The organism is Deinococcus sp. JMULE3, assembly GCF_013337115.1.
In the GTDB taxonomy this organism is placed as follows: Bacteria; Deinococcota; Deinococci; order Deinococcales; family Deinococcaceae; genus Deinococcus.
Genome location: NZ_SGWE01000004.1, coordinates 2,442,465 through 2,469,035, shown reverse-complemented (window position 1 = coordinate 2,469,035; position 26,571 = coordinate 2,442,465). Strand labels below are relative to the sequence as shown.

Annotated in this window: 26 protein-coding genes and 1 pseudogene; 16 read left to right on the top strand and 11 right to left on the bottom strand. The window is 66.8% G+C overall.

All coding sequences use genetic code 11. The annotated features are described in order from the left end of the window. The first annotated feature begins 20 nt into the window (after window positions 1-20). Both EXW95_RS14810 and EXW95_RS14805 read left to right on the top strand, forming a co-directional pair. Window positions 21-572, top strand: a complete 552-nt coding sequence (locus tag EXW95_RS14810) for a 5-formyltetrahydrofolate cyclo-ligase (RefSeq protein WP_174368085.1) — start codon at window positions 21-23, stop codon at window positions 570-572. Further along, the gene (locus EXW95_RS14805) at window positions 569-1,243 is read left to right on the top strand and encodes a lysoplasmalogenase family protein (protein WP_174368084.1); all 675 of its coding nucleotides are present in this window, start codon (window positions 569-571) and stop codon (window positions 1,241-1,243) included. The genes EXW95_RS14810 and EXW95_RS14805 overlap by 4 nt, the downstream gene beginning before the upstream one ends. Here EXW95_RS14805 and EXW95_RS14800 read toward each other — a convergent pair. The 5 genes from EXW95_RS14800 to EXW95_RS20755 all read right to left on the bottom strand — a co-directional run bounded on the left by EXW95_RS14800 (window position 1,227) and on the right by EXW95_RS20755 (window position 4,091). After that, on the bottom strand, window positions 1,227-1,859 hold the full coding sequence (locus EXW95_RS14800) for an SDR family NAD(P)-dependent oxidoreductase (protein WP_174368083.1): 633 nt from the start codon (window positions 1,857-1,859) through the stop codon (window positions 1,227-1,229). The genes EXW95_RS14805 and EXW95_RS14800 overlap by 17 nt on opposite strands. A 72-nt stretch (window positions 1,860-1,931) precedes the next feature. After that, entirely contained in the window at window positions 1,932-2,396 is a 465-nt protein-coding gene (locus tag EXW95_RS14795; RefSeq protein ID WP_174368082.1) for an SRPBCC domain-containing protein, read from the bottom strand. A gap of 81 nt (window positions 2,397-2,477) precedes the next feature. Continuing rightward, window positions 2,478-3,101 carry an NUDIX hydrolase gene (locus EXW95_RS14790; RefSeq protein WP_174368081.1) on the bottom strand — a complete coding sequence of 208 codons (624 nt, stop codon included), beginning with the start codon at window positions 3,099-3,101 and terminating at the stop codon, window positions 2,478-2,480. A 10-nt stretch (window positions 3,102-3,111) separates the two neighbouring features. After that, the gene (locus EXW95_RS14785) at window positions 3,112-3,645 is read right to left on the bottom strand and encodes a 2'-5' RNA ligase family protein (RefSeq protein ID WP_174368080.1); all 534 of its coding nucleotides are present in this window, start codon (window positions 3,643-3,645) and stop codon (window positions 3,112-3,114) included. Beyond that, the gene (locus EXW95_RS20755) at window positions 3,642-4,091 is read right to left on the bottom strand and encodes a hypothetical protein (protein WP_174368079.1); all 450 of its coding nucleotides are present in this window, start codon (window positions 4,089-4,091) and stop codon (window positions 3,642-3,644) included. The genes EXW95_RS14785 and EXW95_RS20755 overlap by 4 nt, the downstream gene beginning before the upstream one ends. Before the next feature lie 71 nt (window positions 4,092-4,162). On the opposite strand from EXW95_RS20755, the gene gcvT reads away from it, so the two are divergent. The 4 genes from gcvT (at window position 4,163) to EXW95_RS14755 (ending at window position 10,790) form a co-directional block, all read left to right on the top strand. Further along, window positions 4,163-5,233, top strand: a complete 1,071-nt coding sequence (gcvT, locus tag EXW95_RS20750) for a glycine cleavage system aminomethyltransferase GcvT (protein WP_174368078.1) — start codon at window positions 4,163-4,165, stop codon at window positions 5,231-5,233. A 59-nt stretch (window positions 5,234-5,292) separates the two neighbouring features. Further along, window positions 5,293-5,655: a glycine cleavage system protein GcvH gene (gene gcvH, locus EXW95_RS14770; RefSeq protein WP_174368077.1), complete on the top strand. Its 363-nt coding sequence runs from the start codon at window positions 5,293-5,295 to the stop codon at window positions 5,653-5,655. 169 nt (window positions 5,656-5,824) lie between these two features. Next, window positions 5,825-8,872 carry an aminomethyl-transferring glycine dehydrogenase gene (gcvP, locus tag EXW95_RS20745; RefSeq protein ID WP_254605643.1) on the top strand — a complete coding sequence of 1,016 codons (3,048 nt, stop codon included), beginning with the start codon at window positions 5,825-5,827 and terminating at the stop codon, window positions 8,870-8,872. Between the two features lie 67 nt (window positions 8,873-8,939). Further along, window positions 8,940-10,790: an ATP-dependent endonuclease gene (locus EXW95_RS14755; protein WP_174368076.1), complete on the top strand. Its 1,851-nt coding sequence runs from the start codon at window positions 8,940-8,942 to the stop codon at window positions 10,788-10,790. Window positions 10,791-11,000: 210 nt separating this feature from the next. Here EXW95_RS14755 and EXW95_RS14750 read toward each other — a convergent pair whose 3' ends face one another. Then, the gene (locus tag EXW95_RS14750; RefSeq protein WP_174368075.1) at window positions 11,001-11,567 is read right to left on the bottom strand and encodes a type 1 glutamine amidotransferase domain-containing protein; all 567 of its coding nucleotides are present in this window, start codon (window positions 11,565-11,567) and stop codon (window positions 11,001-11,003) included. A 131-nt stretch (window positions 11,568-11,698) separates the two neighbouring features. Here EXW95_RS14750 and EXW95_RS14745 point away from each other — a divergent pair, with 131 nt between their 5' ends. Next, window positions 11,699-12,073 (top strand): nuclear transport factor 2 family protein, encoded by a 375-nt coding sequence (locus tag EXW95_RS14745; RefSeq protein WP_174368074.1) that lies wholly within the window; start codon window positions 11,699-11,701, stop codon window positions 12,071-12,073. 97 nt (window positions 12,074-12,170) lie between these two features. Here the strand turns inward: EXW95_RS14745 and EXW95_RS14740 are convergent, their stop codons facing one another. Then, a complete protein-coding gene (locus EXW95_RS14740; RefSeq protein WP_174368073.1) occupies window positions 12,171-12,485 on the bottom strand; it encodes a cupin domain-containing protein in 315 nt (104 codons plus the stop codon). A gap of 445 nt (window positions 12,486-12,930) precedes the next feature. Here EXW95_RS14740 and dnaG point away from each other — a divergent pair. Continuing rightward, window positions 12,931-14,708 (top strand): annotated as a pseudogene (dnaG, locus tag EXW95_RS14735) (DNA primase). A 267-nt stretch (window positions 14,709-14,975) separates the two neighbouring features. Here dnaG and EXW95_RS14730 read toward each other — a convergent pair. The 3 genes from EXW95_RS14730 to ald form a co-directional block, all read right to left on the bottom strand. After that, window positions 14,976-15,869, bottom strand: coding sequence for an aldo/keto reductase (locus tag EXW95_RS14730; protein WP_174368072.1), 894 nt, complete (start codon window positions 15,867-15,869; stop codon window positions 14,976-14,978). A gap of 175 nt (window positions 15,870-16,044) precedes the next feature. After that, window positions 16,045-17,895 carry an ABC transporter ATP-binding protein gene (locus EXW95_RS14725; RefSeq protein WP_174368071.1) on the bottom strand — a complete coding sequence of 617 codons (1,851 nt, stop codon included), beginning with the start codon at window positions 17,893-17,895 and terminating at the stop codon, window positions 16,045-16,047. 418 nt (window positions 17,896-18,313) lie between these two features. Further along, window positions 18,314-19,420 carry an alanine dehydrogenase gene (gene ald / locus EXW95_RS14720; protein WP_174368070.1) on the bottom strand — a complete coding sequence of 369 codons (1,107 nt, stop codon included), beginning with the start codon at window positions 19,418-19,420 and terminating at the stop codon, window positions 18,314-18,316. A gap of 162 nt (window positions 19,421-19,582) precedes the next feature. On the opposite strand from ald, the gene EXW95_RS14715 reads away from it, so the two are divergent. From EXW95_RS14715 to EXW95_RS14695, 5 genes are all read left to right on the top strand, one after another. Next, on the top strand, window positions 19,583-20,053 hold the full coding sequence (locus EXW95_RS14715; protein ID WP_110831178.1) for an Lrp/AsnC family transcriptional regulator: 471 nt from the start codon (window positions 19,583-19,585) through the stop codon (window positions 20,051-20,053). Window positions 20,054-20,071: 18 nt separating this feature from the next. Then, entirely contained in the window at window positions 20,072-20,284 is a 213-nt protein-coding gene (locus EXW95_RS14710; RefSeq protein ID WP_174368069.1) for a hypothetical protein, read from the top strand. Window positions 20,285-20,352: 68 nt separating this feature from the next. Then, a complete protein-coding gene (locus tag EXW95_RS14705; RefSeq protein ID WP_254605641.1) occupies window positions 20,353-21,111 on the top strand; it encodes a peptidylprolyl isomerase in 759 nt (252 codons plus the stop codon). 65 nt (window positions 21,112-21,176) lie between these two features. Next, window positions 21,177-21,836: a phosphatidylserine decarboxylase gene (locus EXW95_RS14700; protein ID WP_174368068.1), complete on the top strand. Its 660-nt coding sequence runs from the start codon at window positions 21,177-21,179 to the stop codon at window positions 21,834-21,836. 96 nt (window positions 21,837-21,932) lie between these two features. Further along, on the top strand, window positions 21,933-22,865 hold the full coding sequence (locus tag EXW95_RS14695) for a hypothetical protein (RefSeq protein ID WP_174368067.1): 933 nt from the start codon (window positions 21,933-21,935) through the stop codon (window positions 22,863-22,865). A gap of 120 nt (window positions 22,866-22,985) precedes the next feature. Here EXW95_RS14695 and EXW95_RS14690 read toward each other — a convergent pair whose 3' ends face one another. Continuing rightward, window positions 22,986-23,426: an Hsp20/alpha crystallin family protein gene (locus tag EXW95_RS14690; protein WP_174368066.1), complete on the bottom strand. Its 441-nt coding sequence runs from the start codon at window positions 23,424-23,426 to the stop codon at window positions 22,986-22,988. A gap of 353 nt (window positions 23,427-23,779) precedes the next feature. Between EXW95_RS14690 and pyrR the strand changes: the two genes are divergently transcribed. The 3 genes from pyrR to EXW95_RS14675 are packed head-to-tail and all read left to right on the top strand — an operon-like array spanning window position 23,780 to window position 26,570. After that, a complete protein-coding gene (gene pyrR / locus EXW95_RS14685; RefSeq protein WP_174368065.1) occupies window positions 23,780-24,328 on the top strand; it encodes a bifunctional pyr operon transcriptional regulator/uracil phosphoribosyltransferase PyrR in 549 nt (182 codons plus the stop codon). A 26-nt stretch (window positions 24,329-24,354) separates the two neighbouring features. Next, window positions 24,355-25,281, top strand: coding sequence for an aspartate carbamoyltransferase catalytic subunit (locus tag EXW95_RS14680; RefSeq protein WP_174369001.1), 927 nt, complete (start codon window positions 24,355-24,357; stop codon window positions 25,279-25,281). A 17-nt stretch (window positions 25,282-25,298) separates the two neighbouring features. Next, window positions 25,299-26,570: a dihydroorotase gene (locus EXW95_RS14675; protein ID WP_174368064.1), complete on the top strand. Its 1,272-nt coding sequence runs from the start codon at window positions 25,299-25,301 to the stop codon at window positions 26,568-26,570. Window position 26,571: the final 1 nt, after the last annotated feature.

Below are 26,571 nucleotides of genomic sequence, written 5' to 3'. Positions count from 1 at the left end.
GCTCTGGCATAGTGTCGGACGTGGCTTCCATCCCCTCCCCCGATGCGACCAAGCCTGACTGGCGCGCCTGGGCGCACGAAATTCGCGCGGCCCTGCCGGACGTATCCGCGCCGGTCACGGCCGCCCTGCAAGGCCTCCTGAGGCAGCTGGGCGCGCGGCGCGTTCTGGCGTACCGGGCGCTGAGCGGCGAGCCGGACGTCAGCGCCCTGAGCGGCGAGTTCGAGTTGCTGGCCCCGCGTGCCCGCTTCCGGCCCGAGCCGAGGTTGACGCTGCACCCATGGCACACCGCGACGGAGGTCAGTCGTTTCGGGGCGCTGCAACCGCCAGCCGACGCGCCGCAGGTGCCGCTGGACACGGTGGACGCGATCCTGCTGCCGGGGCTGGCGTTCGATCAAGCGGGCGTGCGTCTGGGGTACGGCGGCGGGTTCTACGACCGCCTGCTGCCCGCGTTCCGGGGCGTGACGGTCGGCGTGATCCAGGACGCACTGCTCGTGCCGGAACTGCCGCGTGACCCGCACGACGGCCCCGCGCAGTGGCTCGTCACCGAACGCGGCGCGGTGGAGGTCCAGTGAAGGCGTTCCGGGCCGCGGCCACCGCGACCGTCCTGGCCGGGATGCTCGACCGGCCACGCCCCCACCAGATCGCGGAGGCGGCGATGGTCGCCACGCTGGCCGCCGAGGTCGCCCGCAAAGAGCCGGGGCGGGACACGCGGGACACCCTCACCCTGCTGCTGTCGCTGGGGGCCGCCGCGCTGGGCGGCGTGACCATCGCCCGGTCCACGCACCAGCCGGACCCGCGCGGGAACCCCGGCGCGTTCCGGGGCGGTGCGTCGTGGTACGCGCTGGCGCAACTCCTGACCGTCACGCTGCTGTGGCGGCGCGGCGCGCGGCCCCACGCCGGACACTGGCCCGCACGCGCGGCCGGGCTGCTGCTCGGCGCGGGCCTGCTGATCCGGCACGACCCGGCCAGCCTCCCGGTCCTGAGTGGGTACGGGGCGCTGCTGAACCTCATGGCGCTGCTGGCCGCCGACCCCCGACTGGCCCGCGCGCACCCGGACGCCGCGCGCCTGCTGCGGCGGGGCGGGTGGATGTTCGTCGCGTCGGACCTGCTGATCCTCGTGCGCCGCTACCTCCTGCGGGACCGGCTGAGCCGCGCCCTGACCGAGGGCGTCATGCTCGCGCTGTACGCCGGGGCGCAGCGGAACCTCACGCGCGGGCTGATGCTCCTCACCCGTCGATCCTGAGTTCCGCCTGCGCCTCGCCCGCACGGTCCGCGACGATCGCCCGCGCCACCACGTCCGGCCCGAGCGCGCCGCGCGGCACGCGGCCCACCTGCGCCCACAGGCCCGTCTCCACGGCGGGCGGCAGCACCAGCGTGATCCCGACGCCCCGGTGCTCCAGCCGCGCGACCTCCGCCGCGCGGGCCAGGGCGGCCTTGCTCGCCGCGTACTGACTGAACCCCCGCGCGGTCACCAGTTCCGGCCGGGCGCCCAGCAGGTACACCCGCCCGCCCGGCGCGAGCCGCCCCAGCCCGTGCTTCATGGCCCACAGCGCCCCGAAGTAGTTCGCGTTCCACACGCCCCGGACGTGCGTGGGGTCCGCGTCCCGCAGCGGTTCGGGGTGCGCCGCGCCCGCCGCGTACACCAGCGTGTCCAGCTCCGGCGTGCCCTCCAGCAGCGTGCGGACGTGACTCTCAAAGCCCACGTCCGCCGCGCGGCCCGTCGCGCCCAGTTCCGACACCAGCGCCGCCAGTCGCGTCTCGTCGCGCCCGGAAAGGGTCAACGTGTGCCCAGCCGCCGCGAAAGCCCGCGCCGTCGCCGCACCGATCCCGCCCGTCGCGCCCAGAATCAGGGTGTTCATGCCGGTAGTAGGCGACGCCCGGCGCGCCGGGACCGTCGCCAGGAACACCGAACCCGCCCGGCAGCCATCCCTTCAGGGGGACGACAGGTGAGGCGACAGGTGATCGCGCATGGCCCGCGCCTGCGCCTCGAACCCCGCCTGCACCCACCGCACGGGCACCAGGACGGCTGCCGGGCCGTGAAAGACCTCCTCGGTGGCGTAGGCCGTGTCGCCGTTCGGCAGCTGCCGGAGGGTCTGCACCCGCTCCGACCGCAGCAGGCCCCAGCGGGCCAGCGGACTGTCGTACCGCCACGCGACCAGCGCCGCGCCGCCCGCCGGAGGCTGCACGCGCGTGACCAGCTCATCGGAATACATGAACCGGCCCCCACGCCAGGGCAGCCTGAAGCGCATCCGCACGCCCTCGGCCGCACGTTCAGCCCCCGTGACCTCCACCACGAACGGATTCCAGCTGCCATACGCGCTGAAATCCACCAGCAGGTCGAAGACCCGCTCCAGGGGAGCCTGCACGGTGATCTCGGTCCGGGCGACACGGGGCATGAGAGCGAGTCTACCGGTCAGCGCAGCCCCGCTGTACCGGGACGGACCATGCGGCTCAGCTCAAGTGAACCGGCATCAGCTTCAATCGCAGTGAACCGTGCTGTGCGGGTCGCGGGCCAGTGCCACCACGCGCCGCACCTGACCCGGCAGGTTACGCGGCAGGCTCAGGGGCGGCAGGGCGTCCACGGGGAAGAAGGCGCTGTCCAGCGTCTCCAGGTTCTCCGCGTGCGCCGCTACGCCCGCGCCGGTCAGGTCGCACTGCACGAACAGTTTGTACACCGCCCACAGGTCCGGCGGGTGCGGGTGCTGCGCCTTGTCCATCACGGCCAGCAGCCGCGCCGCGCGCACGGTGCGCCCGGTCTCCTCGTGAACCTCACGCACGGCGATCTGGGTGGGGCTCTCGCCGGGGTCGGCCCAGCCACCGGGGAGGCTCCAGGCGCCGTCGCTGCGTTCGCGGGTCAGCAGGACCTCGCCCGCCGCGTTCAGCACGACGGCCCGCACGTCCACCTTTGGCGTCAGGTACCCCTCCTCTGCGCGCAGCAGCCCGGTGACGGTGGCGGGGCTCTGCCCAGTCTGCTCGGCCAGCAGTTCGGCGGTCAGGTCCCGCAGGCGCGCGAAGCGGGTCAGGTCGAAGGGATCGCGGGAGTACGTGAGGCCCTCCTGGGCGATGGCCTGGAGTTCCCGGAGCTGCGCGAGGGTCGGCATGCCCGCCACTCTACGGGTCGGGCGTACCGCCCAGCGTCCACCCTTCGACGGGCTGGTACGACCCGCCGGGTCCGGGTTTGCGCATCCAGACGAGGTCCGTGACGGTGAATGACAGCGGGTGTGGGAACGCCTGCCCCGCCGCGTCCAGCAGGGCGTCCAGGGGAACGTCCCGCCGCCCCAGGGCCAGCGTGAGGTGCGGGGTCAGGTGCGGCCCCTCGTACCCGAAGCGGCTCGCCGGGCGCAGAGCGTCCAGCAGGGCGAGGTGCAGCCGCACGGCGCCGGGGCTGCGGGCGGGCAGGTGCAGGGCGCTGCCGTTCGGGAACACGCGCGGCGCGAGCAGTTCGACCGGGACGGGCGGGGTCGCCGCCGCCACCGCCGGGATGAGGTCCAGCCAGCGCAGGTCGTCGTCCAAGCCACTGCGGGCCTTGACCGTGACGTGCGGGACCGCCGCCGCGTCGCGCACGCCGTGGGCCTCGCGGAACGCCACGACGCGGGCCTCGATGTCCGGTGGGGGCCGCAGCGCCAGCAGGTGCGAGGGGCTCACGGGGCGGGTGGGTCGGTCAGGGCGTCGCGCACCATCAGCGCGTGCAGGACGTCCAGGATGCCCGCGTGATTCTCGCGGTCCGTGCCGGAGTGCGCGCGGGTCGCGGCCCACCACGCCTGCTTGCGGTTCAGGAGGTCCGGGTCGGCCTGAGCGACCGTCCGCGCGTGCAGGGCGTGTCGGGCGTTCAGGGTCAGGGGACGAGCGTCGGCCTGTGCGGGCACGCCCCGCAGGTACCCGTGTTCGGCCAGGGAGACGAACGTGGAGCGCGGGCAGCCCTTGTTCAGGGTACTGGGCGTTCCCTCAACGAGACGCTGCGCGGCGGCCCAGGCGTCGCGGGGCGCGAGACCCTGCCGGGCACTCTCAAGTGCCCAGCCGGTCAGCTGCTCGTACACTGTTCCACCCTGACGTTTTTCAGCCTGTGGAACGCTCTTTTTCCCGGTCGCCATGCCCCAGCGTACACCCCGCAGGCGTCCAGACGGCCCGGACGCGCCGGGGTGGGTCGGCTACAGTTTCAGGTGTGAACCAGTCCCCCACCGAGCCGCTGAAGCGGACGCCCCTGCATGCCGCGCACCTGCGCGCCGGAGCCCGAATGGTGCCCTTCGGCGGGTGGGACATGCCCGTGCAGTACGCGGGCGTGAAAGCCGAACACGACGCCGTCCGCAATGCCGCCGGTGTGTTCGACGTGTCCCACATGGGCGAATTCCGCGTGCAGGGTGCGGGTGCACTGGCGTTCCTGCAACACGTCACCACCAACGACGTCAGCAAACTGAAACCCGGCCGCGCGCAGTACAACTGGCTGCCCGGCGTTGCCGGTGGTCTGGTGGACGACATCTACATCTACATGGTCGCGCCAGACGAGTACCTGACGGTCGTGAACGCCAGCAACATTGCCAAGGACTGGGCGCACCTGAACGCGCACGCAGGCGAGTTCGACGTCACCCTGACCGACGAGAGCGACCGCTGGGGCCTCCTCGCCGTGCAGGGCCCCCAGACCGAGAGCCTGCTGCAACCCCACACCGACACCGACCTGAGCAGCAAGAAGAAGAACGCCTTCTTCCCCGCCAAACTGTTCGGTTTCGACGTGATGCTCGCCCGCACCGGCTACACCGGCGAGGACGGCTTCGAGGTGTTCACGGACGCCAGCGAGGCCGAGACCGTCTGGGACAAACTCCTGGCCGTCGGCTTCACGCCCGCCGGACTGGGCGCGCGCGACACCCTGCGCCTCGAAGCGGGCTTCCCGCTGTACGGGCACGAATTTTCAGACACCATCCACCCGCTGAGCAGCACGTACAGCTGGGTCGTGAAAGACAAGACCCACGTCGGGCACGAGCACATCCGCAGTGCCCCCACCCAGACCCTGATCGGCCTGAAGCTGGAGCGCGTACCCGTCCGCGAGGGCTACCCCGTCAAGGTCGGCGGTGAAGTCGTCGGGCACGTCACCAGCGGCACGAGCAGCCCCACCTTCGGCCACCCCATCGCCATGGCCCTCGTGAACGCCCAGCACGCCGGAGCGGACATCTTCGACGTCGAGGTGCGCGGCAAGGACCACCCCGCCACCCGCGTGCAACTGCCCTTCTACAAACGCTGACCCGCCACCCACGTAGGCCCGCACACACCCCCCACGCCCGAAACCCGGAGAATACGACCATGACCACCACCCCCACCGAACTGAAGTACGCCGCCTCCCACGAATGGCTCGCCGCTGACGGCACCGTCGGCATCACCGACTTCGCTCAGGACCAGTTGGGCGACGTCGTGTACGTCGAACTGCCCGAAGTGGGCCGCGTCGTTGAAGCGGGCGAAACCATCGCCGTCGTCGAGAGCGTCAAGACCGCCTCTGACATCTACGCGCCCGCCAGCGGCACCATCACCGCCGTGAACGACGCCCTGACCGGCACCCCCGAACTCGTCAACAGCGCCCCCTACGAAGGCGGCTGGCTGTTCAAACTCGACGTGACCGGCGAAGGCGACCTCATGGACGCCGCCGCGTACGAAGCCGCGAACAACTGACCTGAACGGGTGACCGGGAGCGCCACTCGGTGGCCCCCTCACCCCCGGCCCCTCTCCCACAGGGGGAGAGGGGGGTTCAACATTCTTTTTCTCCCTCTCCCCCTGTGGGAGAGGGCCGGGGTGAGGGGGCGTGTGACCCGCTTCACCGCCCCACCCCCAGGAGTACTCCATGACCCGTTCCCTGACTGATCTGTTGCAGACCGCTGATTTCCTCGACCGTCACGTCGGCCCGACCGAGGCCGAACAGGCCGCCATGCTGGCGGAACTGGGCGTGGGGAGCCTGGATGAACTGAGTGACACGACGCTGCCCGAAAGCATCCGCTTCACGGGGGACCTGAACGTGGGCGGGCCGGTCACGGAAGCGCAGGCGCTGGCCGACCTGAAGGCGGTCGCGGCGAAGAACCGGGTGTTCCGCAGTTACATCGGCATGGGGTACAGCGGCACGTACACGCCGGGCGTGATCCTGCGGAACATGCTGGAGAACCCCGGCTGGTACACGGCGTACACGCCGTACCAGGCGGAGATTTCGCAGGGTCGCCTGGAGATGCTGCTGAACTTCCAGCAGGCGATCATGGACCTGACCGCCATGCCCGTGTGCAACGCGTCCCTGCTGGACGAGGCGACCGCCGCCGCCGAGGCCATGACCCTCGCCAAGCGTGCGGGCAAGAGCAAGGGCAACACGCTGTACGTCGCGCAGGACGTGCACCCGCAGACCATCGACGTGATCCGCACCCGCGCGGAGTACTTCGGGTACGAGATCGTCACCGGACCCGCCGACGCCGAACTGCCCGAAGGCACCTTCGCGGCACTCGTGCAGACGCCCGGCACGTACGGCGACCTGCACGACCTCTCCCCCATCGCCGAACGAGTCCATGCCAGCGGCGGCCTGCTGATCGCCGCGACCGACCTCCTCGCCAGTGCCCTCGTGAAACCCGTGGGCGAGATGGGCGCGGACATCGTGATCGGCAGCGCCCAGCGCTTCGGCGTTCCGATGGGCTTCGGCGGGCCGCACGCGGCGTTCCTGGCGTGCCGCAGCGACTTCCAGCGCAGCATGCCCGGCCGCGTGATCGGCGTCAGCAAGGACGTCAAGGGCCGCCCCGCGCTGCGCATGGCGATGCAGACCCGCGAGCAGCACATCCGCCGCGAGAAGGCCACCAGCAACATCTGCACCGCGCAGGCCCTCCTGGCGAACATGGCCGCCGCGTACGCCGTCTACCACGGACCCGAAGGCATCCGCACGATTGCCGAGCGCACGCACCGAATGACCGGCATCCTGGCCGCCGCGCTGCGTGACGCGGGCCTGAACGTCAATCAGTCGTTCTTCGACACCCTCAGCTTCGAAACGGACGGGACCGTGAAGGGCCGCGCCGAACGCGCCGGGATCAACTTCCGCTACGAGGGGGGAATCACCGGAGCGCGACTGGCAGACGATGTCACGCATGACCTGGACGGCGACGAGATCGACTTCGGCGACGATACGCTGGCGACCCTGGCCGTTCTGGAGCGCGTGGAGGCCGCCGCGAACGAAACTGGCTGGGCTGAAACGCAGGCGCTGAGCGACCGGGCGCGTGCCATGGGCGTGGAACACGAGTTCACACCTGTCCGCGTCAGCGTCAGCCTGGACGAGACCGTCACCGTGGCCGACCTCGCGGACATCATCGAGGTCATCACGGGCCGCGCCGCCGACGTGCTGGCGCTGGACGCTCAGGCGGTGGACGGCATTCCCGCCGACCTGAAGCGCACCTCGGACTACCTCTCGCATCCGGTGTTCAACACGCATCACAGCGAGCACGGCATGCTGCGGTACCTGAAGAGCCTGGAGAACAAGGATTACAGCCTGACGCACGGCATGATCCCGCTGGGCAGCTGCACCATGAAACTGAACGCCACGACGGAAATGATTCCCGTGACGTGGCCCGAGTTCGGCCAGCTGCACCCCTTCGCGCCCGCCGACCAGACTGAGGGCTACGCGGAGATGCTGGGTGAACTGGAGGCGTGGCTGGCGGACATCACCGGGTACGACGCCGTGAGCCTCCAGCCGAACAGCGGCGCGCAGGGTGAGTATGCGGGCCTGCTGGTCATCCGTAAGTACCACGAGAGCCGGGGCGAGGCGCACCGGAACATCTGCCTGATTCCCGCCAGCGCGCACGGCACGAACCCCGCGAGTGCGGCCATGATGGGCATGCAGGTCGTGGTCGTGAAGACCGACGCGGACGGCAACATCGACATGGACGACCTGAAAGCCCAGGCGGAGAAGCACAGCGAGAACCTGGGCGCGCTGATGATCACGTACCCCAGCACGCACGGCGTGTACGAGGAACGCGTGACCGAAGCGTGCGAGCTGATCCACCAGCACGGCGGGCAGGTGTACCTGGACGGCGCGAACATGAACGCCCAGGTGGGCCTGACCAAACCCGGCCTGATCGGCAGCGACGTGTCCCACCTGAACCTGCACAAGACCTTCGCCATTCCCCACGGGGGCGGCGGCCCCGGCATGGGCCCCATCGGCGTCAAGGCGCACCTCGCCCCGTTCCTCCCGAACCACGCCGTGCGCCCCACCTCTGACAGCAGCACGGGGGCCGTCAGCGCCGCGCCGTACGGCAGCGCCAGCATCCTCCCCATCAGCTACCTGTACATCCGCCTGCTCGGCGCACGCGGCCTGAAAGTCGCCACGCAGGTCGCCCTGCTGAACGCCAACTACATCGCGCACCACCTGAAAGGCGCGTTCCCCGTCCTGTACACCGGCCGGAACGACCGCGTCGCGCACGAGTGCATCATCGACCTGCGCCCCCTCAAGGCCGCCAGTGGCATCAGCGAGGAGGACGTCGCCAAGCGCCTCATGGACTACGGCTTCCACGCCCCCACCATGAGCTTCCCCGTCCCCGGCACCCTGATGATCGAACCGACCGAGAGCGAACCCAAAGCGGAACTCGACCGGTTCATCCAGGCGATGCTCGGCATCCGCCGCGAAATTCAGGACGTGCAGGACGACCTGATCGCCGCCGCCGACAGCCCGCTGAAGCACGCGCCCCACACCCAGGCCGACCTGATCGACATGGACTGGAACCGCGCGTACAGCCGCGAAACCGCTGCCTACCCCACCAGCACGCAAAAGCAGTGGAAATACTGGCCCAGCGTGAATAGAGTGGACAACGTCTATGGCGATAGGAACTTCGTGTGCAGCTGCCCGCCAGTCGAGGACTGGGTCGAAGCGTAATCCTAGCTTTATATGAGTCTTGGTTGAAGAACCAAGACTTTTATTTTGCTTTTACAAGAGGAAACGTATGAATTTAGCAGAAGTTAGGATAAAAAATTTTCGATCAATAAAGACTGCCACCGTCAAATTTGATTCCTCTCCAAAAGTCTTACTAGGAGTTAATGAATCAGGCAAAACAAATATTTTAAAAGCGATAAGATTATTAGACAAAGATATTTCACCCGTCGCCGATGATATAAGACAGCCATCACATGATGAATCTCACGATGCAGAAGCATTTGTCATATTCATATTTGAGCCAGATGCAGAAGAAATAAAAACTATTAGGGAAGAATGCGATAGCAGAATTCTTGCTTTTAATTACTTTAATGAGCCTATTATTTCAGATGGCAATAAAAATATCACAGCAGGAAGCTTTCTTGAAACTAAGCACCAAGTTCTTTATCACGTAGCTTTGAATAATTTAACTAAGCATTATTCTTTTTGGACACCACAAGATAGATTAAAACCTGCCGGAGATTGGTATACACCGCCAAAAGATCTGCCCTCTGGCGAAGTAATGGTTAATTTTGACCAAAAGGTATATGATGTCAAAAATTTCCCGATCATACACGGAGAACTTTTAGATGATGTTCAAAAATCTAAACTTAATAAAGCATTAGTTCAAGATTGGTATCGGATAGTTTTTCAAGAGGGTAAAAGTATTTTATCATCAAATCATCCTGTCTGTATATATTGGGACTATTCAGAGAAAAACTTGTTACACGAGAGGATCGATAAAGATGCCTTCCTCGCAAATCCCGAAATTTCCAATCCTTTGAAGCATATTTTTTGGCTTTCGGGGATCAGAAATATTAAAGAAGAATTTGATATACAAAGCAAAAAGGCTGCAGGTATAAGAAATCTTCTTATCAGAGTGGCAGCCAATGCAACAAGGTACATTCACGAAGCGTGGCCTGAATATAAATCCATCAGCATTAGTCTTACTCAAAACGGACAGAATATCGAAAGCTATATTCAAGACAAATATAACCAGTATGGAATGTCCAGCAGGAGTGATGGATTTAAGAGGTTTATAACCTTCATCCTCTCAGTTTCAGTAAGAAATGCGTCAAATGATCTTAAAAATGTAATTTTTATACAAGATGAGCCAGATACTAGTCTACATCCCTCAGCAGCTCGCCATCTCTTGTCGGAGTTAATAAAAATATCGGACACAAATAAGGTTATTTTTAGCACTCACTCAATATTTATGATTGATAAAAATAAAATTGAGAATCACTATATTGTAAGAAAAAATGATGAGACCACAGAAGTTATTGTGGCAAATTCTTCAAACGTAGCAGATGAAGAAGTTCTCTATAATTCACTAGGTTACTCACTATTTGATATTCTTAAGGAAACTAATTTAATATTTGAGGGATGGAAAGATAAGAAATTCTTCGGAATAGCCATTAGTGCTCCTCCATATAAACTTCGCAGAGTGAAAAAGCTTCAAAATTATGGCATGACCCATGCATTCGGCGTCAAAGATGTTCCAAGGGTAGCAAGCTTTTTAGAAATGGTGGGCAGAAACTACTACGTGATATCCGATTCAGACCAACCAGCAAAAGAAAAACAATCTAAATTCGAAGGGGATGGAGTTTGGCTAAGGTATGATCAGCTATTGAATATCGATAAGGAAATTATGCTTGAAGACTTCTATGTAACTGAATACATAGAAGAAATTATAGAAAGACATGTATCCAATGTGACATTCAGTCAAATTACCGATAGGCCGGTGCTTTCAATTGAATTCCCGGTGCTAGAAATAATAGAAAAATGGCTATCCAGCAATGGTCTATCAAGATCGGAAATCAAAGAATTTTCAACCAAAATAAAGGAAGACCTTATATCCGGCTTAACAGTGGAAAAATAAAGCCCGAGTATTTTGAATTATTAGGTAATCTATACGATATGTTGAGCGCAAAATCAAAATAGTAGAGCGTCTTATCATTATCCACACAACTCTTAGTAAATCCTCCACCAGCAAAATGGCCATTACAAAACTCCACATTCATGCTATATTCTTTTACATATAAAAGGGCCGCACTCCTCCCCCGAGTGCGGCCCTTCTCCTTTCCCCTATTTACCTTTTGCTGCTGTGGTCGCCTTCCTGGAATTCTTCGATCATCTTGTCGATGAAGGCGGGGATGTCGTCGGGGTTGCGGCTGGTGATGATGCCTCGGTCCACGACGACTTTCTCGTCCACCCAGTTCGCGCCGCTCAGGGTCAGTTCGTGTTTCAGGCTGGGCCAGCTGGTCATGCGCAGGCCTTTGCTGATGCCGGTTTCGCTGAGGCTCCAGGGGCCGTGGCAGATGGCGGCGATGGGTGCGCCGTGGTCGTAGAACGCGCGAACGAACTTCATGGCGTAGGGGTCCAGGCGCAGCTTGTCGGGGTTGACGGTGCCGCCGGGCAGCAGGAGGCCGTCGTAGTCGCTGGGGTTGGCCTGCGTGACGGTGTGGTCCACGTCGTATTTGTCCTGGGGTTCCATGTCGCCTTTCATGCTCTGGATCTGCCCGGCTTTGAGGCTGATGAGGTGCGTGGTGGCCCCGGCGGCTTCGAGGGCTTCGCGGGGTTTCACGAGTTCGACCTGTTCGACTCCGTCGGCGGCGAGGATGGCGATGGTCTTGCCTTTCAGGGGTTGGTCGGTCATGCGTTCAGGTTGCCGTGTGGGGGGGGGGGGCGTGATGGTGGTCTGAAGGGGCGTTGAGCGGGGGTTGAGGGGGGCTTGAGTTGGTGTGGGTTCATGCCCTGCGGGGTGGGTGGGCGTGGTGGTGTGGGGGTATGACATTGACTGAGGAGTTCGCGAATGCGTTGCAGGTGGCGGAGGAGTCCGGGGACGTTTCGGGGTTGCTGGCCCTGCACGCGGGGGACGTGACGCTGCGGAACCTGACGCAGCAGACGTGGGAGGGAGTGGAGGGTGCGCGGGCGTTCTGGGAGGCGTACCTGGGGAGTTTCGAGGTGGTGCGCAGTGAGTTCTCCCGCGTGCAGGAGGAGGGGGGTCTGGGCGTGCTGGAGTGGACGGCGTCGGGTCGCCTGCCGGGCGGGCGGGAGATCTCGTACCGGGGCGTGAGCCTGCTGGACGTGCAGGATGGGAAGGTGTCGGCGTTCCGCACGTATTACGACAGCGCGGCGTTCGTGGTGGCGACGCCCGCCTGATCCGCGAGTCATGCTTGCGCCCGCCCCGGCACAGGCCTGGGGCGGGCAGTGTTTGTCCCTCTCCGCCAGGGAGAGGGACTCGCAGGGTGAGGGGGCCTTACTTGTCCGTGCCGGGGGTGTTCACTTCGACGGCGGTGAGGGTCTCGGTGATGCGGTACGTGTGGGGGGCACCTGCGGGCACGCAGTAGGAGTCGCCGGGGCGCAGGGTGATGGTTTCGCCGTTCACGGTGAGGTCCATCTGCCCTTCGGTGACGTACCCGAGGGTCTCGTAGGGGTTGCTGCTTTCGGGTTTGGCGCCTGCGGGTTCTTCGCGGTGCCACAGGCGCATGCTGCTCTGCTGGCCTTTGATGAGGTGGTGTTCGCCGTCTTTGCCGTGGGTGGTGTCGCTCTGGCTGACCTTGTATTGGCTCATGCGGTTCAGCGTGCGCCGCGTGGGTGGGTGCGGGCGTGATGGGCGCCTGAAGGTGGGTTCACGCGGAGTTGGCCGGAACTTGACGCTCACTCACCAGTGGAGAGGCGAGGGGTTTTCCCCTCCCCCTTGGCTTGCAAAGCTGCGAAGCAGAGGGGGGAGGCCGGGAGGGGGTGTCCACGGGCACCGCCCGTCTCTTTTTCCCTGCGTGCGCCTGTGCCCGCGTCGCGTTTTCCGCATGTGCCTGAGTACTGTTCCGCCCCTGCCTGCGCCGGGTGTCGTGGGTGGGTCGCGTGGCGTTCCCGTGCTGGACGTATGCCCCGGTGACTGTGTTTTTTTTACCGTCCTGGCGGTCATTTTTTTCCTCTGGCGGGTTGGGCGGGCGTGGGGTACACTGGGCGTCTCCGGGTGCCCTGTGGGGTGGCCGCTTGAAAGGGGGTGAGGGTGCATGGGAACGAAAGAAGAGGTTCGTTCACGCTTGAACATTGCGGATGTGGTGGGTGAGTACGTGCAGCTCTCCCCTGCCGGGCGCGGTCGCCTGAAGGGGTTGTGCCCGTTCCATAAGGAGAAGTCGCCGTCGTTCCAGGTGGATACGGAGCAGGGGTACTTCTATTGTTTCGGGTGTAAGGCGGGCGGGGACGTGTTCAGTTTCGTGCAGCGTACGGAGAACCTGAGTTTCGGGGATGCGATGCGCAAGCTCGCGGAGCGGGCGGGGATTCAGGTGGAGGCGCGGTACGGGGAGCGGTCCAGTCGGGACGTGTTCGACGTGAACGCGTTCGCGCTGGCGTATTTCCGTGAGCACCTGCATGGGCCTGCGGGCGAGGCCGCTTTGGCGTACCTGCGGCGGCGTGGGCTGACGGACGCGACGATCGAGTCGTTCGAGGTGGGGTTCGCGCCGGACGGCTGGGATGGTCTGCTGAAGCACGCGCGGGTGAAGGGCGTGTCGGAACGGCAGCTGCTGGAGGCGGGGCTCCTGATCGAGAATCCGGAGTCCGGGCGGGTGTACGACCGGTTCCGCGCGCGGGTGATGTTCCCGATCCGGGATCACCTGGGGCGGCTGGTGGGCTTCGGGGGGCGTGTGCTGGATGACAGCAAGCCGAAGTACCTGAACACCCCGGAGACGGACGTGTTCCGCAAGGGTGAACTGCTGTACGGGCTGGACAAGGCCCGCCTGGGCCTGAAGAACGGCGGGGAACTGGTGGTGGTGGAAGGCTACATGGACGTGATCACCATGCACCAGCACGGGTTCACGGGGGCGGTGGCGAGCCTGGGCACGGCCCTGACGGCGGAGCACGCGACGCTGCTGGAGCGTCTGGGCGCGCAGAGTCTGGTGCTGCTGTTCGACCGTGACGAGGCGGGCCTGAAGGCGACCCTGTCGGGGCTGGATCAGGTGCTGGGCGCGAAGTTCCGCGTGCGCGCCACGAGCGTGCCGAGCGGGAAGGACCCGGCGGACACCCTCCTGGCCGGGGACATTGAGTTGCTTCAGCGCGCGTTGAGCAGCGGTCTGGACGAGGTCCGGTACCGCGTGCAGGCCGCCATTGAACGGCACGGGTGGGCACCAGCGAGGGCAAACGCCGCATCCTGATGGAACTCCTGCCGCGCATGCAGAACCTCGATCCGCTGGACGAGATCGCCGAGGGGGTGCGCGGCGCGGCGTGCGAGACGCTGGGCATCAAGCCCGAGGCGCTCATGGAGTGGATTGCCAGCAAGGCCAAGAGGCGCACCCTGACGGACACGCACCTGGCGGGCATGACCAGTTCACGCAGCGAGGAGGACCGTGAGATGGCCCTCCTGAAGCAGCTGCTGGTCGATCCGTCTCTGCTGGCGAAACTGGACGGCAGCATGCCGTGGCGGAACGAGTCGGTCCGCAAGGTGATGCTGGCCGCGCGCGGCGCGCAGACGCCCGACGACATTCTGGACGTGTTCCGCGGTCAGCCCGAGGAGCAGATGCTGATCCGCCTGATGTTCGAGGGTCGCGACTCGGGCACCATCGGCCGGGAGAACAGCCACCAGTACGAGCAGAAGGTGAACGGGTACGCGGCGGCCGCCGTGGACGACATCCAGGTGACCCTCAGCATCGACGCGCTGCGCGCCGAGGTGGACCTCCTGAAGAAACAGGTGCCGGGTGCCGCCCCCACCGAGCAGCTGGGCCTCCTGCGGCAGATTCAGGACCTCCAGCGCGCCATCGAAGCCGAAAAACGCGTGCGCGGGGCTGCGAGAGCGTAAGGCGCGCCCCCTCACCCTTCCGTCGCTCCGCTCCTCCCTCCCTCTCTGCTGCGCAGCTCTGTGAGTCCCACGAGGGGAGAGGGCATTTTCGACCCTCTCTCCTCGTGGGAGAGGGTGCCCCGCAGGGGCGGGTGAGGGGGCGTGTGACCACCAGCCCCGCCCACCATCCTTTTCTCCTCCCCCTTGACTTGCAAAGCCGCGGAGCAGAGGGGGGCCTGATGTTTTCTCCTCCCCCTTGAGGGGGGAGGCCGGGAGGGGGTGCCGCCCTTACACTTCCCCGCCCCATTCCAGTCCGTGTTGCGTCCACGCGGCTTCGATGTGGGTCAGGACGTCCAGTGGGAGGGGGCCCTGCTGCACGAGGTCGATGTTGCGTTCGAGGTTGTGGATGCTGGCGGTGCCGACGATGGCGCTGTGGACGCCGGGGGTGTACGCGGTGAAGCGGAGGGCGAGGTCGAGCCAGTCGAGTCCGGCGTTCTGGCGGATGGTGTCCATGTTCAGGGTGCGCAGGCGCTCCCAGTAGGTTTCGGCGTAGTCGCCTTCGGGGCGGTGGGTGAAGCGCCAGGCGGCGTTGGCGATGGGGCGTTTGGCGATGACGCCCATGCCGCTCTCGGTGGCGGCGGGGAGGAGTTGGCGGCGGCTGAACTGGTCGGCGAGGTTGACGCTGGTTTCGATGCTGCCGAAGCGGCCGCTCTGGATGGCCCAGGCGAGGGCTTCGTTCTCGCCGCTGTACGCGGCGACGCGGATGAGTCCGGCGGTGCGGGCGTCGTCGAGTGCGCCGAGGAGGTCGTCGCGGCGCAGGGTGTCGGCGGGGCAGGAGTGCAGGTGGAAGATGTCGATCCAGTCGCAGCGCAGCCGGGTGAGGGCCTGTTCGATGCCGAGGCGGATGGCCTGCGGGGTCCAGTCGTCGGCGCCGTCGGCGCTGTACCCGCCCTTGCTGCTGAGGATGAAGTCGTGGCGGCGGTAGGCGAGGTGCCGGCCGATGCGTTCCTCGCTGAGGCCGTAGCCGCGCGCGGTGTCGACCAGGGTGATGCCCCGGTCGATGGCGCGGTTCAGGAGGGTACCTGCGTGGTCCTCGCTGAGGCTGCCGTCGCCGATCTGCCCGGCGCCGAGGCCGAGGACGCTGACGCGCAGGCCGGTGTTGCCGAAGTCCCGTTGTTCCATGACGGGTATTGTGCGCCGCCCATCTTCTTGTGGGATGAAATGGAAGCGCTCATCTCGTGTTCTCTTTCCATGTTCCCCTCTCCCCTCGTGGGAGAGGGAGGGAGTCGAGAAGCGACGGAAGGGTGAGGGGGCCACCGGGCGGCCCGGACGGATCAGCCGTCGTCTGCGTCCCGGTTCAGCTGGTGGTGAGGTTCAGGTCAGTCTGGGCGTCCTGTTCGGCGCGGAACTGGAGTTCGTACAGGTCGCGGTACATGCCCCCGGCGGCGAGGAGACCCGCGTGCGTGCCGTCCTCGGTGACGCGTCCGGCGTCCATGACGAGGATCCGGTCGGCGTTCCGGATGGTGCTGAGGCGGTGCGCGATGACGAAGGTGGTGCGGCCCTGCATGAGGCGTTCCAGCGCGGCCTGCACGAGAGATTCGGATTCGTTGTCGAGGGCGCTGGTGGCCTCGTCGAGGATGAGGATGCGGGGGTCTTTCAGGATGGCGCGGGCAATGGCGACCCGCTGGCGTTGCCCGCCGCTGAGTTTCACGCCGCGTTCCCCGACGACCGTGTCGTACCCGTGCGGGAAGGCGCTGATGAACTCGTGGGCGTTGGCGGCGCGGGCGGCGACCTCGACCTCGTCGGGGAGCGCGCCGGGGCGGCCGTAGAGGATGTTCTCGCGGATGGTGCCGCTGAACAGCAGCGTCTCCTGCGGCACGAGGCCCACCTGGGCGCGCAGGTCGGCCAGGGCGTAGTCGCGCACGTCCCGCCCGTCGACGCGCAGGGTGCCGCCCGTGACGTCCCAGAAGCGCGGGATGAGGTTCACGAGGGTGGTCTTCCCCGCCCCGCTCGGCCCGACGAGGGCGACGACCTGCCCGGCGGGGACGTCCAGCGTCACGTCGCGCAGCACGGCGGCCCGCGTGCCTTCCGCGTCGCCGTCGTACGTGAAGGACACGCCGTCGAAGGACACGCGGCCCTCCGCGCGGGCCAGCGGGGCGGGCTGCGCGGGCTGCGGGAGGTCGCTGCGTTCGTCCAGCAGTTCGAAGATGCGGCCCGACGCGCCCAGCGCCTCCTGGAACTGGTTGAACACGCCGGTCAGCGCGACGACCGTGCCGCCCACCTGCAGCGCGTAGAACAGGAACGTCACCAGATTCCCCGGCGTGAGGCTGCCCGCCATGACCAGCCGCCCCCCGTACCACAGGACCACGGCCAGCGCGCCGAAGGTCAGGAAGCTCATCACGCCCGCCATGAGCGCCTGAAGGCGGGCGCGTTTCAACGCCGCCAGGAAGCTCTGCGTGACGCCCTGCCCGTAGCGGCCCGCCTCCAGGGTCTCGGCAGTGAAGCTCTGGACGACGCGAACGCCACTGATGGCCTCCTCGGCGCTGGCGTTCGCGCCTGCCACGGCGTCCTGCACCTCGCGGCTCACGCGGCGGATCCGCCGCCCGATCGTCACCGCCGTGCCGATCACCAGCGGGATAACGGCCAGGGTCAGCAGGCTCAGGCGCGGACTGGTCGTCACCAGCAGCACCACCGCGCCCACCAGACTCACGGACTGCGCCGCCAGCTGCGCCAGCGCTGTGCTCGTCACGGTCTGCACGGTGCCCACGTCCGACGTCAGGCGGCTGGTCAGGTCTCCGGTCTTGTGCTCCCCGAAGAATCGCGGCGAGAGCGTCAGCAGGTGCGCGAACACCGCCCGGCGCAGGTCCGCCACCACACCCGCCCCCACCCGCGACAGCAGGAACGACTGCGCCGCCCCGAACACCGCCGACAGCGCGAAGATCCCCAGCAGCGCCACCACCGTCCGGTCCAGCTGCGACGTGTCCGTCGACCCCACCCGCAGGAACGACGCGTCGATCAACCGCCCGAACAGCGCGGGGAACACCAGATTCAACCCACTCGACACCAGCGTCGCCACCACACCCACCACGAACACCCACCGATAAGGCCGCGCGAACGCCAGCAACCGCACGAGCTGACGCGGATCACGCCTCACACGCGAACCCTCCGGACTCAGAGGCGAAGCAGCACGACCAGGACGGGAGAACATGACCACAGGGTACGCGGGAAGCCTACTGGGCAGTGGGGAGTGAGTTGTGGGGAGTGGGAAAGGAGGCTGCTGCGCAGCGGACCCCAAACCCCTCAGTCAGCTGCGCTGACAGCTCCCCTTGAAGGGGAGCCTGAACCCATGCTTCTGCCGAAGCGAAGAAAGTAGATCAGCGGCCCGGCGCGGCCCACCCGGCACCGGACCGCCGACTGCCACCGGCCGTCGTGCGCGCAGCGCGCGGGCCTACGAGGGGGGCGGCAGGATGGCGTCGAGGCCGGACCCGTCCCCGCCCACTGCACCTCCGACGCACAAGTAAAAACTCTTGCCCAGTGCCAACGAAACCCCCCCCTGCCCCCCTGGGGTAGGGGGCTGGGGGGTGGGGCCATCAGTAGAACCTCCAGGCCAGACGCCCGGAACTCGATCAGGCCAGAGCCGCTTCGGGCGCCACGTACGGCAGTTCGAACGCGTCGGCGACGCCCTGGTACGTGAGTTTGCCCTGGTGGGTGTTCAGGCCGAGCATGAGGGCTTTGTTGCGGTGCAGGGCGTTGGCGCCGTGGTCGGCGAGCAGCAGGGCGTAGGGGAGGGTCTGGTTGGTGAGGGCGAAGGTGCTGGTGCGGGGGACGGCGCCGGGCATGTTGGCGACGCCGTAGTGGATGACGCCGTCGACGGTGTAGGTGGGGTCGTCGTGGGTGGTGGCGTGGATGGTTTCGACGCAGCCGCCCTGGTCGACGGCGACGTCGACGATGACGCTGCCTTCGGGCATGAGGCCCAGCATGTCGCGGGTGACGAGGTGGGGGGCTTTCGCGCCGGGGATGAGGACGCCGCCGATGAGGAGGTCGGTGGTGGGGAGCAGGTCGCGGATGTTGGCTTCGCTGCTCATCATGGTGGTGATCTTGCCGAAGAAGACGTCGTCGAGGTACGCGAGGCGGCGCTGTGACACGTCGAGGATGGTGACTTTGGCGCCGAGGCCCATGGCCATCTTGGCGGCGTTGGTGCCGACGACGCCGCCGCCGATGATGGTGACGTGGCCGGGTTGCACGCCGGGGACGCCGCCGAGGAGGACGCCGCGTCCGCCGACGGGTTTCTGGAGGTGGTACGCGCCGGCCTGGACGCTGAGGCGGCCCGCGACTTCGCTCATGGGGGTCAGCAGGGGCAGGCTGCCGTCGTCGAGCTGGACGGTTTCGTAGGCGACGCCGGTGGTGCCTGCCTGCAGGAGGGCGTCGGTGAGGGGGCGGTCGGCGGCGAGGTGCAGGTACGTGAACAGGAGGAGGTCGGGGCGGAGGTAGTGGTATTCGCTCTGGATGGGTTCCTTGACCTTCACGACCATCTCGGCGGCCCAGGCGTCGTCGGCACTTCCCAGGGTGGCTCCGGCGTTCACGTAGTCCTGATCCGGAATGCCGCTGCCGAGGCCTGCGCCGTGCTGGACGGTGACGGTGTGGCCGCGGCGGACGAGGGTGGCGACGCCGCCGGGGGTGAGGGCGACGCGGTTTTCCTTGACCTTGATTTCTTTCGGGAGTCCGATGTGCATGGTGTGACCTCGCGGACCGCGCAGGTGTCTCCTGCCGGCGGGTTGATGCTGTGTTGAACGCAAGGTTAACAGTTGTCGGCGCAATCAGGATTGCCCGCACATGCACTTTCCGGCCCATACCCCGCAACGGGGTTGCGCCGTTCTGCTAGAATGCGCTTCATCATGTCTCAGAGTGATCTGGATGCCATCGACCGGCAGATTCTGGGGATCCTGCAACGGGACGCCCGCATTCCGAACACGGAACTCGCGGACGAGATCGGCCTGACCCCCGCCCCCACCCTCCGCCGCGTGCGCCGCCTGGAAGAGGAGGGCGTCATTCAGCGGTACGTGGCATTGCTCGACCCGAAAACTGTCGGGCGCGAACTGATGGTGATCGTGCGCGTCACGCTGGACAAGCAGACGAAGGCGGGCTTCGAGGAGTTCGCGAAGAAGATGCAGGACCGCCCCGAGGTGCTCGAATGCTTCCTGTGCCTGGGGGACATCGACTACCTGCTGAAGGTGTCCGTGCCGGACCTGGACGCGTACCAGCACTTCCTGGTGAACACCCTGGCCGCCATTCCCGGCGTGCGGAACACCGCCAGCACGATCGTCGTGAAGCAGGAGAAGTACACGACCAGCCTCCCACTGGAGTGAACCCGGTACGCTGGGAGCATGAACATCCGGCGTGGTTTCTGGGCGGACCTGTGGGCGTTCCTGCTGGACGAGGCGCTGCGCTGGACCATCGTGGCGGCGTCCGTGCTGCTGGCCGGGGCGGGCATCCTCCTGCTGGACTGGCCCGCCTGGACGATCCTGGCCGTGCCTGCCGTGCTGATCGGCGCGGGCCTGTGGGCGCTGCGCCGCTGGGGTCCGGAACGCCCCCGCTGAGGGCAGGGGGCTCGGCGGACACCGCCACTCATGGACCTTCTCTCATGGAGGCTGTGGAAGACTGGGGCATGTCCCGACGTGCCCTGATGACCGCTTCCGTCCTGCTGGGTGCCGCGCTGGTCGCCTGTGCGCCCGCCGCCACCAACCCGGCCACCGCTCCAACCACCACGCCGCCGGTGACCGCCGCTCCGGCTCCGGTCACGCCCGCGCCGGTCTCCCCTGCCCCCGCGCCCGCCCCGGTGCTGAGCTTCCAGGCGATGGCAGAGCTCACGCAGGCCCCGGTGCGCACCTTCACCAGTGCGCCCGCGCAGATCATCGACCCGAACAAACGCTACCGGGCGGTCCTGAAGACCAGTCAGGGCGACGTGACCCTGGATCTCTACCCGAAGGTCGCGCCGGTCGCCGTGAACAACTTCGTGTTCCTCGCGCTGAACCACTTCTACGACGGCACGCGCTTCCACCGCGTGATCGACGGGTTCATGGCGCAGGGCGGCGACCCTCTGAGCGCCGACCCCGCCCAGCAGGCCCGCTGGGGCACGGGCGGCCCCGGCTACCAGTTCAGCGCGGAACTCGTCAACGGCGTCCGCTTCGATAAGGCCGGGGTGCTGGGCATGGCCCGTTCGCAGAGCCTCAGTTCGCAGGGCAGCCAGTTCTTCATCACGGTCGCGCCCGCCGACTTCCTCAGCGGGAACTACACGGTATTCGGGCAGGTGATCGCCGGGCAGGACGTCCTGAACCGCCTTCAGCGCAATTACAACAACAGTGGTCCGATTGCCGGGGCGGGCGCGGACACGCTGCTGGGCGTGCAGATCCTGCAGGAGCAGTAAGCGCCTGCTCATCCCCCAAGATTCTCTCTCCGCGGCGTGGCGCGCGTGCCCTTTAGACTGTGGGCATGCGTGTTCGCCGTCTGATTCCTGTTGCGTTGGCTGCTGGCGCGGCCCTGTACCTACGTGGCGTGTACCGCTACCGTGACCCGGTGCGCCTCCCGAAGGTGAACGAGGGTGAGGTCCTGAGTGCCGCCGACGGCGTGGTGGGCTTCGTGCGGCGGGTGGAGGATGGCCGGGCGGACGGGCTGGACGTGCCGGCGCTGCTGGGTACGCCGGGCGCGGCGGACGGCTGGCTGATCGGGGTGCCCGTGGGGCCACTGGACGTGCATTACGTGTTCCAGCCGGTGTCGGGCGCGGTGTCGTACGCGACGCATGTGGGCGCGCGGGTGAACGTGCCCCTGCTGGACGCGGCGGGCACGCTGGGCGTGCTGACGGGCCGCGCGGTGGACGCGCTGTCGTCGCGCGGGGCGCTGGAGAACGAGCGGCAGGCGGCGGTGGTGGGCACGCCGGACGGGGACGTGACGGTGACGCTGGTGGCGGGCCGCGCGGGCCTGAGCGGCACGTCGTTCACGCGGGAGGGGGACGAGGTGCGCGCCGGGTACAAGGCCGCGTTCCTGCAGCAGGGTGGGCTGGTGCTGCTGCACGTGCCGCTGGCGTTCACGCCTGCCGTGAGTGTGGGGGACCGCGTGACGGGCGCGGAGACGGTCGTGGCCCGCCGGAGCTGAGAGGCTGGGTCTGAACGCCGCAGGGGTCACGGAGCGTACAGGGCGGGGTAGGGTATGCTGCCCGGCCCGGTCGGAACCGGGAAAGGGGGTGACGTGATGACGGAAGCAGGCAGGGAGAGGTCGGAGCGGCACTCGCCGGAACGGGTCGCGGAGCGGCTGGTCGCCGATCGCAAGGTGCGCGCCGTGGCGCAGGCGGGCAGTTTCGGCACGGAGTTCCAGTGGGCGGGGAGCGTCCCGACGTTCGTGACGTTCGAGCGTGGCCTGCTGAGTGCCCATTCGGACGCGCGGGCGGGCGTGATCGTCGAGCGCTTCCCGTTCGAGCAGCTGGAAGCGTGGCGGGACTGGGACGCGGCCCGCGCGGAGGCCCCGCTGGCGCTGCTGGCGACCAGTCGCGTGCTGTACGACCCGACCGGGCATTACGGGCGGATCCAGCGGACGCTATGGAACCTCAGTGCGTCGCAGCGGGCGGCGCACCGCGCGGAACTGCTGCTGGGCGCGCAGGACGCCCTGACCGCCGCGCGCGCCGCGCATACGGGCGCGGGGCACGGCGTGCAGGAGCAGCTGCTGGCCCTCGCGGACGCCCGCGACATCGCCCTGACGCGCCTGTACCCGGCGCTGCTGACCTGGGTGCACCTCTGGCCGGAATTCGAGATCCGCCTGCCGCACGCGTGGCGCGCCTCGGCGGGCCTGCGCTTCCCGAAGGCCGTGAATCACCTGGAGAGCCTGTACGCGTTCGGCGGCGAACCCGAGGCGCGGCGGGTGCTGCTCGCCACGCGCGGCCTGGGCCTCGTGGAGCAGGAACGCCGGGCGCGGGCCGCGTTCCAGGCCGGGTACTACGACGGCGCGGTGCGCTACCTGCGCGACGAGACCGCCCGCACGCACCGCGCCGACCTGCACAACTGGCTGAACCTCACGCCCGCCCGGCGCGAGAAGCTCGGCACGCTGATGGGCGTCACGCGATCCCCACTGGGCCCGGCGGCGCTGAACATCGTGCAGGACCTGCTGGAAGCAGTCCGCGAAGGCGAGTGAGTGGGAAGTGGTGAGTGGGAAGTGGAACGGCGACCCATCCACTTCCCACTTCCTACTCCCCACTGACAGAACAGGCAGGGCGAGCCACTTGGAAGGCTCGCCCCGCTGCTGAGTTCGGGTTTACGCGCTGGCGGTGTCGGTGTCGAGGACGTGGCCGGTGCGGACGGTGATGGTGCGTTTCTGCGCGGCCTCGCTGCGGGGCACCTTGAGGGTCAGGGTGCCGTGCTGCAGGTCCGCCTCGACCTTCGTCAGGTCGTACTTGGCGGGGACGCTGAAGGTGCGGGCGAGGGTGCCGTGGGCGCGTTCGACGCGGTGGGCGGCGCGGCCCTCGCGGCGGTCGTAGGTGCGGGTGGCCTGGACGGTCAGGGTCTGGTTCTCGGCCTCGATCTGCACCTGGTCGGGGCTGACACCGGGCAGGTCGAGGGTGAGTTCGAGGCCGTGCTCGTCCTCGTGGACGTCGACGGGCGGGGCGAAGCGGGCGGGCGCGGCGGGCTGGCCGAAGGCGCGGTCCATGCGCTGGGTGAGTTCCTCGATTTCACGGAAGGGATCGAATCGCATCATGTGGTGACCTCCTGAGACTGGAAGCGCGCCGCACTCCTGCATGACATCTGAGTGCCTTGCGCTCAACTGCGGTCATGGTAAAACCTGAGTGCCATCATGTCAAGTTTGGTGCGCCGCACGCTCCCCCACCGGGCCGGACAGGCGACATGACACCCCGGCGCCCGGCGGTGTACACTCCACAAGGCCCGCCGACTGGCGCGACCCACAACTCCACACCACGTCCCTTTCCCGGCAGTCCCGTGAGGCTGCACCCGCCCCGTGAGGCAGGAGAAGGAGCCCCATGAACCACCCAACCCCGACCCGTCAGCCCGCGCTGCACGGCCTTTTTTTTATGGCCCGCACCGGAGGACACCGTGACGCCTAAAGCCACGATCCTCACCGCCGACGAGGTCCGCCGCGCCCTGACCCGCATCGCGCACGAGATCATCGAACGCAACAAGGGCGCCGAGAACCTCGCCCTGATCGGCGTGCACACCCGCGGCATCCCCCTGGCCCGCCGCCTCGCCGAGAAACTCAGCTCCCTGGAAGGCGTGGACGTCCCCACCGGCATGCTGGACATCACCCTGTATCGCGACGACCTCAGCGAGGTCGCCCAGCAGCCCATCATCCGCGAGACGCAGGTGCCCTTCGACCTGCGCGACCGCCGCGTGATCCTCGTGGACGACGTCCTGTACACCGGCCGCACCGTCCGCGCCGCGCTGGACGCCCTGATCGACCTCGGCCGCCCCGCCGGAATCCAGCTGGCCGTGCTCGTGGACCGCGGGCACCGCGAACTGCCGATCCGCGCGGACTACGTCGGCAAGAACCTTCCGACCGCCGCCAGCGAGGTCGTGAAGGTCAAGTTGCAGGAAACCGACGACGTGGACAGCGTCGAACTGTGGGACATGGAGGCGCTGCGATGACGGGCGGACAGAATGGCCCCACCAGCATGGGCGCCCGCCCACCCCACCTCCTGGACTTCCAGGACTGGACGCCCGAACGCCTGGGCGCCATCCTCGACAACGCCGACACCATGCTCCAGGTGCTCGACCGGCCCGTGAAGAAAGTCCCGGCCCTGCAGGGCCTGACGGTCTGCAACGCGTTCTTCGAGAACAGCACCCGCACCCGCACCAGCTTTGAACTGGCCGCCCGCCGCATGAGCGCTGATGTCCTCACGTTCGCCGCCGGAGCCAGCAGCGTCAGCAAGGGCGAGAGCCTGCGTGACACGCTGGAAGTCCTGACCTCCTACAAGGTCGACGCGTACATCGTCCGTCACCACGCCGCCGGCGCCGCGCACCTCGTGGCGCGCTACAGCGGCAAACCCGTCATCAACGCCGGGGACGGCCGCCGCGCCCACCCCACCCAGGCGCTGCTCGACGCGTACACCATCCGCCAGGAATACGGCAGCCTGGAAGGCAAGAAGGTCGCCATCCTCGGCGACGTCCGCCACAGCCGCGTCGCACGCAGCAACGCCGAACTGCTCCCCAAACTGGGCGCGCAGGTCGTCCTGTGCGGCCCCACCACCCTCCTCCCCCCCGGCCTCGCGCAGATGCCCGGCGTGACCCTCACCACCGACCCCCGCGAAGCCGTGCGCGGCGCCCACGCCGTCATGGCGCTGCGCCTCCAGCGCGAACGCATGAGCGGCGGGTTCCTCGGCAGCCTCCAGGAATACGCCGACACCTACCAGGTGAACGACACCCTGCTGAAAGAAGCCGAGAGCGGCGCCATCGTCCTGCACCCCGGCCCCATGAACCGCGACCTGGAAATCAGCAGCGACGCCGCCGACGGCCCCCAGAGCCGCATCCTGAAACAGGTCGAGAACGGACAGGCCATCCGCATGAGCGTCCTGTACCACCTGCTGGTCGGACGGAACTGAAGGGCGAGGGAGCAACCATGATCACGATTACGAACATCAAGCGCGTCGGGTCGGAGAAGACCGAGAGCGTCACCATCGAGGGCGGCCTGATCAAGGGCTGGAACCTGCCGACAGATCAGCAGGGGGAAGGTCAGGTCATTGACGGGCAGGGCGGCACGGTCGCGCCCGCGCTGATCGAGCTGCACGCGCACCTGCGCGAGCCGGGGCAGACGGAGAAGGAAGACCTGAGCAGTGGTCTGGCGGCGGCGGCGGCCGGTGGGTACGGCACGGTGGTGAGCATGCCGAACACCAGCCCCGTCGTGGACGACCCGGCGATCGTGCGCAGCCTGATCGAGAAGGCCAATAGCCTGGGCTTCGCGCGCCTGCGTCCGGCGGCGGCGCTGACGAAGGGCCAGAAGGGCGAGGAACTGGCCGAACTGACCTACCTGAAAGAGGCGGGCGCGGCCATGTTCACGGATGACGGGCGCACGAACGAGAACGCCCGCACGCTGCGCCTGGGGCTGGAAACCGCCGGGAGTCTGGGCATGGTGATCAGCGTGCACGCCGAGGACGCCACCCTGCGCGCGGACGGCGTGATGAACGAGGGGCCGGTCAGCGAGGCGCTGGGCCTGCCCGGCAACCCGGCGGCAGCGGAGGCGGCGCGCGTGGCGCGGGATATCGAGATCGTGGCGGGCCTGCACGCGCAGGGTGTTCCGGCACGGCTGCACATCCAGCACCTGAGTACGGCGCGCGCGCTGGATCTGGTGCGCGCCGCGAAGGCACAGGGGCTCCCGGTGACCTGCGAGGTCTGCCCGCACCACCTGACCCTGACGGACGAGGCGCTGCGCTCCTTCGACGCGATCTACAAGGTCGCGCCGCCCCTGCGCACCCAGGCGGACGCCGACCACCTGCTGGAGGGCCTGCAGGACGGCAGCGTGGACTGCCTCGCCACGGATCACGCGCCGCACACCCGCGCGGAGAAGGAACGCGACCTGCTGGACGCCCCCAGCGGCATCGCGTACATCGAACTGGCGTTCCCGCTGATGTACACCCGCTTCGGCGAAACGCTGGGTCTGGAGCGCATCCTGGACCTGATGACTGCCGCCCCGGCGCGCGTCATGGGCTGGGATGAACCCACCCTGGACGCGGGCGCGAAGGCCGATCTGGTCGTCCTCGACCTGACCACCGAACGCCCCGTGAACCCCGCCGAGTTCAAGAGCAAGGCGAAATTCACTCCCTGGGCGGGGGAAACCCTGAAAGGCTGGCCCGTGCTGACCGTCGTGGACGGGAAAGTCGCCTACCAGCGCTGAA